A 13,349-nucleotide genomic window follows, 5' to 3' on the forward strand; every position below is an offset into this window, starting at 1 on the left:
GCGTCAATGAAGAAACTCCTTAGCTTTGTTCCCCTTCTTATCATAGCAGAAACCGCTTCATAAATACGGACTTGCAGCGTGAGGTTTCAGTTAGGGGACGTGGAATAGACGTCGGAGGACATTAGATCTCTCCGACCGCAAAAAAAGACGCACAAAAGTGTGCGCCTCTTTACGTTAAAGCTTTATTCAATTGTAGGATCTCATCGGCATAACGAAGAGCCATTGGTTCTGCACTCGGTTCCTCTTTTTGCATCTGTTGGTGAATGAACAGTTTCCCAACCTTTTCAAACCTTGGTCCCTTTTCCATCATCTCCAGAGCAACAACGGCCTCATATAACAAAGCCATTTTTTCAGCCAGGGATTTGCTGTAATAGGTTTGTACATCAGCTGGCTGTTTTAACACTTCATCTGCATATGGAATGAATGTCAAGACCGCCTCTTTCACAAGGGTATGCTCTTTCCCTTTCTTCTCAATGTTGTCCAAGCGTTCTTGTATATGTTGCACGAACAACTCATGGCCTTGATATTTGTTGAAAAGTTTTAAGACTTCAAGTCCGAGGATGTTCGCCGTTCCTTCCCAAACCGTCAACACTTGAGCATCACGCAAAAGTCTTGGTGTGACAAAGTCTTCAATGTATCCATTTCCTCCGTGCATCTCGATCGCCTCGTGTGTAAAATCTACGGCCTGTTCGGCTGTTTCCTTTTTCAGGATGGCGATCCGGACACGGTTCAGGATATGTTCTTCTATTCTTGTTTCTTCTGGTTTACGGGCCACTTTTTCAAAGGCTTGGATCAGGTCGAAAACCGCTCTCGTTTCCACTTCCTGTTTCACCGTCATGGAAACTAGCGTGTCCTTCACCATCGGATATTCGATCAACGCCTGGCCGAATGCATTTCTTTTAGTAGCATAATCCTGGGCTTCTGTTAAAGAACGCCGCATAATTCCAATAGAAGCGACCGCATTACAAACACGGGAAAGGTTCAGCGCCTCCATCATATAATAGAACCCACGCTCCGCTTCTCCTACCATAAACGCTTTTGCCCCGATAAATTCAACCTCAGCGGATGGAACGGCACGGACACCAAGCTTATCTTTCAGCCTGCGGATTTGAATACCATTCAAGTCCCCCTCCTCATTCCTCCAGGGAACGAGAAACAAGCTGAGACCTTTCGACCCCGAAGGTGCGCCTTCTGTACGGGCCAGAACCATGGCCACGCCACAAGCACCTGCGTTGCTGGCAAAATACTTTTCACCATGAATTCTGTAATGGGCCCCTTCTTTAATGGCTTTCACTTCATTGGCGCCCACGTCTGAACCGCCCTGACGTTCCGTAAGAAAAGTCGCCCCTTCATAAAGCTCCACCTCTCCCGTCGAGATCACATGCGGTAAATATTTCGCTCTCAATTCTTCATCCGCGTAATGATCGATCAAATAGGCAGTGGCCATCGTTAACGTCACCGGGCAGTAAAAGCCAGGCTCTGCCTGGGAGAGAAGATAACCCTGAGCATAGGAATACAGGTAGTCGCCTTTTTGTCCAAGCTCAGGGATGTCCTTATGAAGATAACCGACGATTCCTTCGCCATAGGTTTCTTCTATTGTTTTTTTGTATCCTTCGTTCAACCACACTTCTGAAATGTCATGGCCCATCTTGTCATATTTGATCAACTTCGGTTGACCTTCTCGGTCGGTGTGAACCGCCCGTTCATCAATCTCCTGTGCACATTTCTCACCGAAAAATCGCAGTCGATCATTGGCCCACTGATAAAAAGGTTCATCCCATGCTTCCTTCAAGAGATCTTGAAGATTCTCATCTCTTTCGTAAAAGTTCATCGTGTCCCCTCCCTTACACTTGACGCGCCTGTCCACGTAAGCGATGCTTCAATAATTTACCCGTCGCATTTCTCGGCAGCTCGTCCATTTGCTCATAAATCTTCGGAATCTTATAGTCTGCTAAATGCTTTTGTAAAAAGCTACGGCATTCATTTTCTACATCTGTGATCTGCCCGTTTTGGACGATATGTGCTTTGACGGTCTCGCCCCAATCCGGATGCGGCACGCCAACGACAGCCACATCATCAATATGCGGGTGCTGCAACAAAAGTTCTTCTACTTCGCGTGGGTAAATATTGACGCCACCCGATATGATCATATCTTTTTTACGGTCAATGACCCACAGGTAGCCATCTTCATCCTTCTCCCCCATATCACCAGTAAGCAGCCAGCCATCACGGAAAGTGGCGGCCGTTTTTTCTTCATCTTTATAATAGCCTTTCATAATTCCTTCGCCTTTAAGAGCGATTTCGCCCACCTGACCATTTCCTACTTCTTGTCCACTTTCATCAACAATACGTACTTCACAATGAAGCGCTGCACGTTTTCCGACACTTCCTGCTTTTTCATCATGCTCCTGCGGAAGCAGCAGTGTCCCACTGGGTCCTGCTTCTGTCAGACCATACAAACAGCAGAGGCTGTCTGTTTCAAACTGTTCTCTCACAAACTCCACTTCTTTTTTAGACAAAGGAGCGCCTCCATAGGTCCAAAATTTCACCCAGCTCAAATCCGTTTCTTTTACTTTAGGATGCTTGGCTGTCATTAAATATGCGACAGGTGCCCCGAAAAAGTGTGACGCCCTTTCCTTTGAAGCAAGCTCGAGCAACAGGTCAGGAGTGAATGTAGGAGCAATGATGTGCGTGGCACCTACGAAGGTTCCACCTGCTAAAAAGAGATGTAATGGTGCGGAGTGACTGAATGGCATCATATGAAGCATACGGCTGGATGGCTTCATCTCCAGTTCTACAGCCATCATGGAGGCTACGGTCAAAATATTTTTGTGGGTAAAGACAACGCCCTTCGGCTGCCCCGTGGTGCCTGATGTATATAAAATCGAAGCTTCTTCATCTTCATGAGCTTCATTCACCATTTCAAGCGGTTCCTCTTTTGCGAGCATGTCCGAATACGAGTGCCATCCCCCGTCCGCATTCCCTGTTTTTATGAATGTGCCCTCCCTTTCATCTGCAAGTCCTCTCACTTGATCAATAAGCAAATCATGGGTGAGCAATGCGACGGCATCACTATGATCGTAAATATAAGTAATTTCACTCTGTACCAAACGAGCATTAATCGGGACGACGATGGCACCAAGCCGGTGGATGGCAAAGTAGCTGATAACAAACTCTTTCGTATTTGGCATATGGATGATTACCTTATCTCCATCCTGAATTCCTAACCTCATCAAACCTCTGGCACACTGATTCACCTGACTGTTCCACTCATGATAAGTCAAACGTTCTTCAGGTGTAACAATCCCTTCTTTTTCCGGGTATTTACGAGACTGGTAAGCTAATAATTCAGAAAGATTCATACAGGATCTCCTCTCCGTTCCTTTAATTCTTCTTCGAATTTGTCGAGCCACTGCCCCATTTCCGCTTTTAACTGTTCCAACTCCTGAATCCGGTCGTCCACCTCCTGCATTTTTTCTCTTCCATAGGCAAGCGTCCGTTCAAGCTGACGGACTCCTGAGGGGTCCTGGTCGAAAAGATGGATCATTTCCTTGATTTCATCAAGCTGGAAGCCATACTTTTTCCCACGAAAAACAAGCCCGAGGCGTGTCAGATCCTTCGGAGAAAAAGAGCGGTGCCCGCCCGAGCTGCGGGAAGGTCTGATCAGCCCAAGTTCTTCATAGTATCGGATGGTCCGCTGAGTCACATCAAATTTTTCGGCCACTTGTTGTATAGATAAACGTCCTGTCATTCGATCCCCTCTCATTGAATGAAAATTCTAACAATTTTACTATACCATTAACGTTAACGTAAGGTTCAACTATAAAAATATGGAAATTCACAATTAAAAAAGCACCTTACTAAAAAGGTGCTTTCATAAAGTATAGCTCCCTATTCTTGAAGACTCAGTTTCAAGATGTTTGTTGGAGTTTAGGGGCTCCGGGAAACCGTTCGCTTTCCATGGGGCGGGCGGTGAGCCTCCTCAGGCTACGCCTTCCGGGGTCTCACCTGTCCCACACGTCCCATAGGAGTCTCACCGTTTCCCTCCGCCCCTTTACCATATAAGTGTCGCGAAACCACATCCAGAATAAACAGCTTTTACCCCACTAAAAACAGAAGAAAAACCAACTCCCACGCTGGCTATTTTGGGTAAAGACTGCCATAGAGCGCTTTATGCATATAATGCCAGAGTAGTGGAAGACAGTCTCCTTCGGTATAGGGGTTCGTTACCCACATAAGACGGATGGGGTGGTTGGGAAGCTGCGAGACTCCCGTAGGAGAAAGGAGATAGGTGAGATCCCGCAGGACGTAGTCCGAGGAAGCTCACCACTCCCCCACAGGAAAGTGTTCAAATGCGGAATCGCCCTGGTAGACACGACTGGCATAAGCCGAATAGCAACGGAATGTGCCTTTTCATTCCTTTGCTGTTCGGCTTATGACGCGAGTGTCTGGGCGATGGAGCTGGACGAGTAGCTTCCCAGCCACCCCTGACGCTCATCCCAAGCAACGAACCCCGGAACATCTCGAAATCAAGTCTTCCACAATCCTGCCATATTCTTTAATAAAGCAGGGGTTTATCTTTCTTTGGAATGGAGGAGGAATAGGAAAGCGAGGAGGGAGGCAGGGATGTTGTCGCGGATGTTCCATTCGACTAAGTAGCCAGGCATTTTTTCGAATCGCTCCGCCGCTTCCCGAGGAATGGCTCCTCTTTTTATAACCGCCCATACCTTCCCTTCATGGTCTCTAATCTTAAAATGCCCGATGAAATCATCACCTTCTGCACTCCAGCGGCATTGATCTCCTTCTATATAGCGAGTGATACACTGCCCGGTCGTTTTATTTTTGGTTTGCTTTGTGTAAGCCACATAGGCTCCTTCTTTGTGCTGGATATATCCCCTCCACTTAAAACCGCCTTTTTTCTCAATCTGATAAAGCGGTTCGCCGGCCTGATTTTTGAAAGTGAATATGGCTGGTCTGAACTGGTCATAAGAAAATACAGCGGTAAACATCGTTAAAGCTTTATGTTTCCACTCGACATTTTCCTGAATTTCCCCATAGGTCTTCCCATCCATATCAAACAAGCCAGCCTGAAAGGATTTAAGCTTATTTTGCCCCATATACATCCTTGCAGGTACTCGTTCTAAGGCGTTTTTTGTAGGATCCGGTTCAAAATCAGAAACGGTTTTGGATTTTTGAAGATCAGCGTAGCCACCTTTTAGAAGCCCAGCTCCTGTGATGGCAAAAATCGCTGCGTAAACGACAGAAATAATAAAACTGCTGGGATTAACTGTGACCATCCCTAGGATAAAAACAATCGATATGGAGGAGAGAAGGATTCCGGTCCATAATTGTCTTCTCGCATCTTGATAAATCATGGTTTGAACAAGTGACATCTTAAATCCTCCTTGAAAAAGAAGCTTTACTATAAGTACGAATGAAAGCAGCGAAAGGTTTCAAGAATATGTAAGAAAAAGACTTCTCCCATGAAGGAGAAGTCTCTAAAATTTATACGTATTCGATTGGTGTGACAGCCTCTTCTAAGAGTTGATCGAGTTGTTCCGTATATTCCTGTTTTTGCTGTTCACTGTAATCCAGTGCTTTCGCCATATAGTTGATGACGGATGTTTTGTGATCACGGACCCACTGGATGTTGAAGAATAGCGCAGCCGTTCGGCGGACAAAAAAGTCGACAGGTTTATACGTCATTTCTTCTTCCAAAGCATAGACGAGCTGGGCAAAGACCACTGGGTCGACCCCTTCTTGCGCTGCTTCTTCTTTACGATCTTTGAAGTTGTTGAAGACTTTATCGACATTTGAACCGTACAGCTGGATCAATTTGTCGGCATCTTCTTTCGTTACTCCTAGAGATTCGCCAATTTGAATTCGCTCTTCTTTATATTTCTTGAAACCTTTGGAACCTCCAACTTCACCACCGGAAATCGGCATGTTTTTCGTTTCAGAGTCAGAATAACGAATGCCGTACTCTTCCATCAACTGGTCACGAACGAGGTCAATGGCCGTTTGTGCCATTTTGCGATATCCGGTAAGTTTTCCTCCGGCCATGGAGATCAACCCAGAGTCTGATACAAAAATCTCGTCTTTACGAGAAATTTCAGATGGATCTTTCCCTTCTTCATGGACGAGTGGACGCAGCCCTGCCCAGCTTGATTCTACATCGTCAGCTGTTACCTCGACCGTTGGGAACATCGTCTTCATGGCGTTCAGAATATAATCACGATCGTCTTCCGTCATTGTCGGGTGAGCAATTTCCTGATCGTAGGTCGTATCGGTTGTCCCCACATAAGTCTTGCCGTCACGTGGAATGGCGAAGATCATACGACCGTCCGGGCTGTCGAAATAAATCGCTTGTCTCAAAGGAAAGACGGATTGGTCGAAGACGAGGTGGACACCTTTCGTCAGCTGTAGCGTTTTTCCTTTCTTCGAGCCGTCGATTTCACGCAATTCATCAACCCATGGTCCGCCTGCATTGATGATTTTTTTCGCTTTGACATGGTACTGTTCTCCTGAAACGGTATCTTCCACTTTCGCACCAACAATCGATCCATTGTCATCGTAAATGAAATCCACGACTCTCGCGTAGTTCGCAGAACAAGCGCCATACTCTACGGCTTTTTTCATCACTTCAAGTGTGAGACGCGCGTCATCGGTTTTATATTCCACATAGTAGCCTGCGCCTTTCAAGCCTTCTTTTTTCACAAGTGGTTCACGTTCTAGAGCTTCCTCTGCACTCATCATCGTTCGACGTTCTGATTTTTTCACGCCCGCAAGGTAATCATACACCCGAAGACCGACATTTGTTGAAAATGGACCGAAGTTACCACCTTCGTGGAATGGGAGCATCATCCATTCTGGTGTCGTCACATGAGGGCCATTTTCATAAACGATCTCTCGCTCTTTCCCTACTTCAGCGACCATTTTTACTTCGAACTGTTTCAAATATCTCAAACCGCCGTGCACCAGTTTTGTGGAACGACTGGATGTACCTGCTGCATAATCCTGCATTTCGACAACCGCCGTTTTCATGCCGCGGCTCGCTGCATCGAGAGCGATTCCAGAACCTGTGATTCCACCGCCGATGACGAGGACATCCCACTCCTCCTGTGTTAGACGGTTAAACTGATTTTGCCTTTCGTAACTTGAAAATGATTGCATGCTATCTCTCCTTCTTCCGTTGTCTTCTAATTCATGGTCTGATACGGGTATTCCCTTTTTCAGCAAAGAATATGTGTCGGATAGCTCATCGAGTGCCCATTCATGTCATAAAAAAAGAGACCACGAAAACTCTTATGCGCATTGCATAAAGCTTCGTGGTCTCTCCGTATCTCCGACCGATTTCATTAACTTGTAGCTCTATTATATCAGAGAGGGAGATGTTTTCAAGGATTTATTCTTCTTGCTTGAACACCCTTGTTGCTTCCACAGCTTTTTGCCAGCCTTTGTATAGTTTCTTACTTTTCTCTTCATTCATACTAGGCTCGAACTCTCTTTCCACTTTCCATTGGTTTGCGATCTCCTGTCGATCTTCCCAGAAACCTACAGCCAGCCCGGCCAGGTAAGCCGCACCAAGAGCCGTTGTTTCATTGACCTCTGGACGCTCAACCGTTACATCAAGCAAATCACTTTGGAACTGCATCAAGAGATTGTTTTTAACGGCACCTCCATCGACACGGAGTTTTTTCACTTCGATGCCAGAATCTTCGACCATCGCATCCACGACATCTTTCGTCTGGTAAGCAAGAGATTCAAGCGTAGCTCGTACAAAGTGAGCTTTGGTCGTTCCACGCGTAAGACCAAAGACAGCCCCACGAGCTTCACTGTCCCAATAAGGCGTGCCAAGACCGACGAAAGCAGGAACCACATAGACACCGTCAGTAGATTTCACTTGTCCGGCGATTTCTTCACTCTGTGGCGAGGATTCAACCATGTTCAAACCGTCACGCAGCCATTGAATGGCAGAACCTGAAACGAAAATGCTTCCTTCCAGAGCATATTCGACTTTTCCATCAATGCCCCAGGCAAGCGTTGTCAAAAGTCCATGTTCCGATTTGACCGCTTCTTCTCCTGTATTCAACAGCATGAAACCACCGGTTCCGTATGTGTTCTTGCCCATTCCTTTCTCAAAACATGCTTGTCCGAAGAGCGCTGCCTGCTGATCTCCAGCAATACCTGCAATCGGGACTTCTTTACCGAAAAAGTGATAGTCTACCGTTTTTGCGTACACTTCAGATGAAGGCTTCACTTCAGGCAGCATGCTTTTCGGCACCTCTAAGATATCGAGCAGCTCGTCATCCCACTTCAAGTCGTGGATGTTGTACATTAATGTACGGGAGGCATTGGAATAGTCGGTGACGTGTGTTTTTTGTCCGGAAAGTTTGTACACAAGCCATGTATCGATCGTTCCGAACATAAGATCTCCGTTTTCCGCTTTTTCTCTCGCTCCGTCAACATGGTCTAAAATCCATTTCACCTTCGTTCCTGCAAAGTACGGATCAAGCAGAAGACCGGTCTTATCTCTGAATGTATCTTCCAATCCTTGTTCTTTCAATTCATTACAGATGCTCTGCGTTTGACGGGACTGCCAGACGATTGCTTTATAAATCGGTTTGCCCGTGTTTTTGTCCCACACAACCGTTGTTTCCCGTTGGTTCGTGATGCCGATGCCTGCGACCTGATCCGCTTCAATGTCTGATTTTCTAAGCACATCAGCAATACACGCCAGAACAGATGTCCAAATCTCATTCGCATCATGTTCGACCCAGCCCGGCTTTGGAAAATGCTGCTCGAATTCTTTTTGGGCGGTTTCTACAATCTTTCCTTCATGATTGAACAAAATTGCTCTTGAACTTGTTGTACCCTGATCGATTGATAAAATGTACTGTTTCATGATTCCACTCCTTTTTCAGATTTCTGAACTTTTTTCAGCTCCACACGCATGGAGGAAAGTAAAATAAGTAAAATGATAACGGTGCCAATCCAGAACCAGCCATTCGCATTCGTTTCGAAAATGGCTTGATAAAATAACCCACCATAGATCCCGCCGATGACCGGACCAAAAACAGGGATCCAAGAGTATCCCCAATCCGATCCCCCTTTTCCTGGAATCGGTAACAGCGCATGAGCCAGTCGAGGACCTAAATCACGGGCTGGGTTAATTGCATACCCCGTTGTCGCACCCAGAGACATCCCGATGGCTACAATAAGCAAACCGACAATAAGAGGGTTTAGCCCCTGTGTAAAATCATTCGCGCCGATAAACAGGATTCCCATGACTAATACAAATGTTCCGATGATCTCACTGACGAGGTTTGAAATCGGGCTGCGGATGGCAGGGTCTGTACAAAAAATCGACTTGATCGCCAACTGATCTTCTGTATCCTTCCAGTGAGGAAGGTAGTGAAAGAAAACGATGACGGCTCCCATGAATGCACCGGCCATCTGAGCGGTGATATACATCGGAACTTTGCTCCAGGGAAAATCTCCGACCGTTGCAAGTCCGAGTGTGACGGCAGGGTTGATATGAGCCCCTGTCACTCTTCCTACAGCATAAACACCCATGGCTACAGCAAGTCCCCAGGCAATTGTAATCAGTACCCAGTTCCCTTCTGCTTTTGTTGCTTTTAAATTTGCACCTGCGATGACGCCTCCCCCGAAAATAATGAGGATCATGGTGCCAATCAGCTCACCCATGAATTCAGTCATGATGTGATCTCCTTTCTGTGTACCACGTTTGACGTACAAAAAACCACACAACATTAGTTTGATCTAATCATTGTGTGGATCCGTCAGCCTCTTCACGAAAGGTGATTATGTATTCTCGCTGTTAAAACGCCATAATTCAGAACGTGAAGTAGAGACTGCAGAAGCACCAGAAGCAAGTGCTTGATCGACTTCTTCCTTAGAACGAATCAAGCCTCCAGCAATGACAGGAATGCCGATATGCTCCTTAATCTCTTTTATCATTCCCGGTAACACACCCGGTAAAACTTCAACGTAGTCCGGGGCTGTTTTTTGAATGATCTTCACATTATGTTCAATCGCCTGGCTGTCAATTAAAAACAACCGCTGCACAGAAACAAGATGATACTTTTTCGCTTGCTGAATGACGTGGGCTCTCGTTGAAATAACTCCATCAGGCTTCACTTCCTGCCCTATGTATTCCATGCCATAATCATCCGCTTTCAAACCTTGAATCAAGTCTACATGCACAAAAACTTTTTTACCAGCCTTTTGTCCGATTTTGACAAGTTTCCTTAAAAGGCCCAACCTGCTCTCCAAAAGGATGATATAATCCGTTTCACTTTCTAACAAGGCTTCAAATTCTTTGATTTTTTTCACTGCAGGCAGAACCGACTGTGTCAAAGTCATTCTTCTCCCCCGTTCTTTCTCCGTTCTTTCTCCGTTCTTCCATCTGCTCTTTCGTATAGATGAGCTGCATCGGGTTTCCACCGACGAAGGCACCTGGAGGCACATCTTTATGCACCAAAGTCCCGGCAGAGACAACGGCACGGTCACCGATTGTGACACCAGGAAGAATCGTCGTGTTCGCCCCGATCAAAACTTCATCCCCGATCACAACATTTCCGAGACGGTATTCCTCAATCAAGTATTCATGAGCGAGAATCGTTGTATTGTAACCAATGACCGAATTCCGCCCAACCTCGATTTTCTCAGGAAACATAACATCCACCATGACCATCAAGGCAAAGGCCGTTTGATCCCCGACTTTCATATGGAGAAAAGTCCGGTACAACCAATTCTTCATAGAAAGAAAAGGGGTGTACCGGGCCATTTGAATAACGATGAAGTTTTTGACCACTTTGAAAAACGGGACCGTCTTATAAATGTGCCAAAGTGAATTGGCTCCTTTGACCGGATAGCGTTCCGTTTTCCTCATACAGTCATCCTCCTGTAATTTTTAATAGATCACGCATATTATCAAGCATATAATCAGGGTTCAAGTCGTCGAGTACTTTTCTTCCTTTTACCGTCCAGGCGACCCCTGCTGTTTTCGTCCCGGCGTTCTGCCCTGCTTCGATGTCGTGCGTGTTGTCACCGACCATCATGGCTTCAGATGCCTGCGATTCCAGCTGATTCAGTGCCTTAACGATCGGTTCAGGATGTGGCTTCGCATTCGTGACATCATCCAGCGTGACAACCGTTTCAAATAATCCATCCAGATTCGTCAGTTCAAGACCCATATGAACAGTGTTACGCATTTTCGTCGTTACAATGCCTAACTTGTAACCTTGATCCTTCAGCGTTTCGATTGTTTCCACCACGCCCTCATAGGCTTTTACGTAACGGTTGTGGTTTTCAATGTTATGTTCACGATAAGTCTCGACCATTTCCTCTACTTTATCAGGATTGACTTTGTATAAGCTCTCCCGTAAAGGCGGACCGATAAAGTCAAGAATCTCTTCACGCTCATAAGTGCGATCGGAATATTGTTCAATTGTATGGGTGAAAGAAGCGATGATCAATTCGTTTGTGTCGATCAACGTTCCATCTAAATCAAAGAGAATGGTACGTATGCTCATTGGAAGGATCCTTTCTTTTCTGTTGTAGTCTGTTCCAAACGAAGCCGACGGCAGCCGTTAACACAATCGCCGTCATTAAGCGAATCAAAAGCAGTGGCCAAACGGGAATACCAAGCGGAATAAAGATCAGTGTATCCTCAACCACCGCGTGACAGGAGACGAGGAAGAGAATGGCTAAGTACATATCTTTTTTGGAAACACCATCTTCCTCTACGGCCTGAATCATCAAGCCTGCACCGTAAGCGAGACCGATCGTCAGTCCTGCGACAAGGGTCATCGATGTGTTCCGCTCCATCCCAAGAACCCTGGTTGCAGGAGCGACCCAGCCAGAAAAACGGTCAAGCCACCCTTTTTCACGGAGATACTGCATGAAGATCATTAAAGGGATGACAATCAATGCAAGCTGCACGATCCCCATGAAGGCGGTTTGCACGCCTTGAAAAATAATCTCCGTCCATCCATTTGGATCGGCTGTCTTCTCAGGAGCAAAGCCATATTTCGCGGTTTCGCTTCCGCCTTTCCAAAAAATGTTGATCAGGGCAGCCGAAGCCAATGCGAGACTCAAGCGGACGCCGGCTACAAACCACCAGCTCACACCCACCCTTTTAGCCACCGTTGATTCAATCAGTAAGTTATGGGAAAAGGAAAGCATCACGGCAAGAATGAACACTTCTTTTACCGTGAATTCGAAAGAGATGATGGCCGCAATTCCTGCATAAAGGTTTAAAAAGTTTCCTAAAACAAGAGGAACAGCAGCTTCACCGGATAGGCCAATCCATCCCATTAAAGGTTCCAATTTCTCCATCACCCATGGGAGGACCGGCGTGTACTGAAGGATCGTGACAATTAACGTTACAGGAAAAATGACTTTCCCAAGCGTCCACGTCAATTCCAATCCTTTTTTACTCCCGCGTTTGAAAATCCCCTTCATGTTACCTGCTCCCTTATTTTACTTTCTTTCCGTTATAATATTTATTCGCCATGCCATTCTTTCTGCGGTAGATCATTGTTATTACCGCTCCAATGACAAGCACGATGGAGATAAATTGTGCCGTACGAATCTCACCAAAGAGATAAAGGCTGTCTGTCCTCATGCCTTCGACAAAGAAACGACCGACAGAATACCAAATCACATAGCTCAAGAACACTTCCCCACGGCGAGGATTAAATTTATGACGCAATACTAATAGCAATACAAATCCAATGATATTCCACACAGATTCATATAAAAAGGTCGGGTGATAGACCGTTCCGTCAATGCACATTTGCTGATTGATGAAACCAGGCAAATACTGCATAAAGTTATTATAAAAAGATTCGGATACCGGACCACCGTGGGCTTCTTGGTTCATAAAGTTTCCCCAGCGTCCAATCGCCTGTCCAAGAATGATACTTGGCGCAGCAATATCCGCCATCATCCAAAAGGACAATCCTTTAATTTTCGTGTAAATATAGGCGGTCAACACGGAGCCAATCAGGGCACCGTGAATGGCGATTCCGCCTTCCCACACGGCAAAGACTTTCCACCATGGTCCACCAGCATAACGATCCCATTCAAAAATGACATAATACAGCCTGGCACACACGATGGCTGCCGGAATGGCAAAGACGACAATATCGACCATATAGTCTTTTTTCAAACCGAGACGTTCGGTCTCTCGCGTTGCAATCCATAGTCCAAGAAAAGCCCCTGTGGCAATAATCAAGCCATACCAGTAGATCGAAAGCGGACCTAATTGGAGGAAGACCGGGTTCAACGGTTCAGGTGTACACATCATAAGTGGTTTCCTC

Annotated in this window: 12 protein-coding genes; all 12 read right to left on the reverse strand. The window is 46.0% G+C overall.

From position 1 onward, the window contains the following. Positions 1 to 169 precede the first annotated feature (169 nt). Entirely contained in the window at positions 170 to 1,831 is a 1,662-nt protein-coding gene (locus tag GLV98_RS06515; protein ID WP_160913292.1) for an acyl-CoA dehydrogenase family protein, read from the reverse strand. Between the two features lie 13 nt (positions 1,832 to 1,844). After that, positions 1,845 to 3,362: a class I adenylate-forming enzyme family protein gene (locus GLV98_RS06520; RefSeq protein WP_160913294.1), complete on the reverse strand. Its 1,518-nt coding sequence runs from the start codon at positions 3,360 to 3,362 to the stop codon at positions 1,845 to 1,847. After that, a complete protein-coding gene (locus GLV98_RS06525; protein ID WP_160913297.1) occupies positions 3,359 to 3,751 on the reverse strand; it encodes a MerR family transcriptional regulator in 393 nt (130 codons plus the stop codon). Before GLV98_RS06525 ends, GLV98_RS06520 begins: the two co-directional genes overlap by 4 nt. An 823-nt stretch (positions 3,752 to 4,574) precedes the next feature. Further along, a complete protein-coding gene (locus GLV98_RS06530) occupies positions 4,575 to 5,393 on the reverse strand; it encodes a hypothetical protein (protein WP_160913299.1) in 819 nt (272 codons plus the stop codon). A 112-nt stretch (positions 5,394 to 5,505) separates the two neighbouring features. Then, positions 5,506 to 7,173 (reverse strand): glycerol-3-phosphate dehydrogenase/oxidase, encoded by a 1,668-nt coding sequence (locus tag GLV98_RS06535; RefSeq protein ID WP_160913301.1) that lies wholly within the window; start codon positions 7,171 to 7,173, stop codon positions 5,506 to 5,508. A 232-nt stretch (positions 7,174 to 7,405) separates the two neighbouring features. Further along, positions 7,406 to 8,905: a glycerol kinase GlpK gene (gene glpK / locus GLV98_RS06540; protein WP_202409946.1), complete on the reverse strand. Its 1,500-nt coding sequence runs from the start codon at positions 8,903 to 8,905 to the stop codon at positions 7,406 to 7,408. Further along, positions 8,902 to 9,720, reverse strand: coding sequence for an MIP/aquaporin family protein (locus GLV98_RS06545; RefSeq protein WP_160913303.1), 819 nt, complete (start codon positions 9,718 to 9,720; stop codon positions 8,902 to 8,904). Before GLV98_RS06545 ends, glpK begins: the two co-directional genes overlap by 4 nt. 105 nt (positions 9,721 to 9,825) lie before the next feature. After that, entirely contained in the window at positions 9,826 to 10,386 is a 561-nt protein-coding gene (locus GLV98_RS06550) for a glycerol-3-phosphate responsive antiterminator (protein WP_160913305.1), read from the reverse strand. Beyond that, a complete protein-coding gene (locus GLV98_RS06555; protein WP_160913307.1) occupies positions 10,334 to 10,915 on the reverse strand; it encodes an acyltransferase in 582 nt (193 codons plus the stop codon). The genes GLV98_RS06550 and GLV98_RS06555 overlap by 53 nt, the downstream gene beginning before the upstream one ends. Before the next feature lie 4 nt (positions 10,916 to 10,919). Next, positions 10,920 to 11,558 carry a pyrophosphatase PpaX gene (gene ppaX, locus GLV98_RS06560; RefSeq protein WP_160913309.1) on the reverse strand — a complete coding sequence of 213 codons (639 nt, stop codon included), beginning with the start codon at positions 11,556 to 11,558 and terminating at the stop codon, positions 10,920 to 10,922. Continuing rightward, entirely contained in the window at positions 11,533 to 12,489 is a 957-nt protein-coding gene (locus GLV98_RS06565) for a nucleoside recognition domain-containing protein (RefSeq protein ID WP_160913311.1), read from the reverse strand. The genes ppaX and GLV98_RS06565 overlap by 26 nt, the downstream gene beginning before the upstream one ends. Before the next feature lie 13 nt (positions 12,490 to 12,502). Next, positions 12,503 to 13,336, reverse strand: a complete 834-nt coding sequence (gene lgt / locus GLV98_RS06570) for a prolipoprotein diacylglyceryl transferase (protein WP_160913313.1) — start codon at positions 13,334 to 13,336, stop codon at positions 12,503 to 12,505. Between the last annotated feature and the right edge of the window lie 13 nt (positions 13,337 to 13,349).

It is taken from the genome of Halobacillus litoralis (genome assembly GCF_009856415.1).
Lineage (GTDB): Bacteria > Bacillota > Bacilli > Bacillales > Halobacillaceae > Halobacillus > Halobacillus litoralis_C.

What these genes read in the sequence shown, in the direction of transcription:
- GLV98_RS06525 (WP_160913297.1), bottom strand. Translation starts at nt 3,751, where the DNA reads ATGACAGGACGTTTATCTATACAACAAGTGGCCGAAAAATTTGATGTG.
- GLV98_RS06555 (WP_160913307.1), bottom strand. Translation starts at nt 10,915, where the DNA reads ATGAGGAAAACGGAACGCTATCCGGTCAAAGGAGCCAATTCACTTTGG.
- ppaX (WP_160913309.1), bottom strand. Translation starts at nt 11,558, where the DNA reads ATGAGCATACGTACCATTCTCTTTGATTTAGATGGAACGTTGATCGAC.
- GLV98_RS06520 (WP_160913294.1), bottom strand. Translation starts at nt 3,362, where the DNA reads ATGAATCTTTCTGAATTATTAGCTTACCAGTCTCGTAAATACCCGGAA.
- lgt (WP_160913313.1), bottom strand. Translation starts at nt 13,336, where the DNA reads ATGATGTGTACACCTGAACCGTTGAACCCGGTCTTCCTCCAATTAGGT.
- GLV98_RS06535 (WP_160913301.1), bottom strand. Translation starts at nt 7,173, where the DNA reads ATGCAATCATTTTCAAGTTACGAAAGGCAAAATCAGTTTAACCGTCTA.
- GLV98_RS06530 (WP_160913299.1), bottom strand. Translation starts at nt 5,393, where the DNA reads ATGTCACTTGTTCAAACCATGATTTATCAAGATGCGAGAAGACAATTA.
- GLV98_RS06515 (WP_160913292.1), bottom strand. Translation starts at nt 1,831, where the DNA reads ATGAACTTTTACGAAAGAGATGAGAATCTTCAAGATCTCTTGAAGGAA.
- GLV98_RS06545 (WP_160913303.1), bottom strand. Translation starts at nt 9,720, where the DNA reads ATGACTGAATTCATGGGTGAGCTGATTGGCACCATGATCCTCATTATT.
- GLV98_RS06565 (WP_160913311.1), bottom strand. Translation starts at nt 12,489, where the DNA reads ATGAAGGGGATTTTCAAACGCGGGAGTAAAAAAGGATTGGAATTGACG.
- glpK (WP_202409946.1), bottom strand. Translation starts at nt 8,905, where the DNA reads ATGAAACAGTACATTTTATCAATCGATCAGGGTACAACAAGTTCAAGA.
- GLV98_RS06550 (WP_160913305.1), bottom strand. Translation starts at nt 10,386, where the DNA reads ATGACTTTGACACAGTCGGTTCTGCCTGCAGTGAAAAAAATCAAAGAA.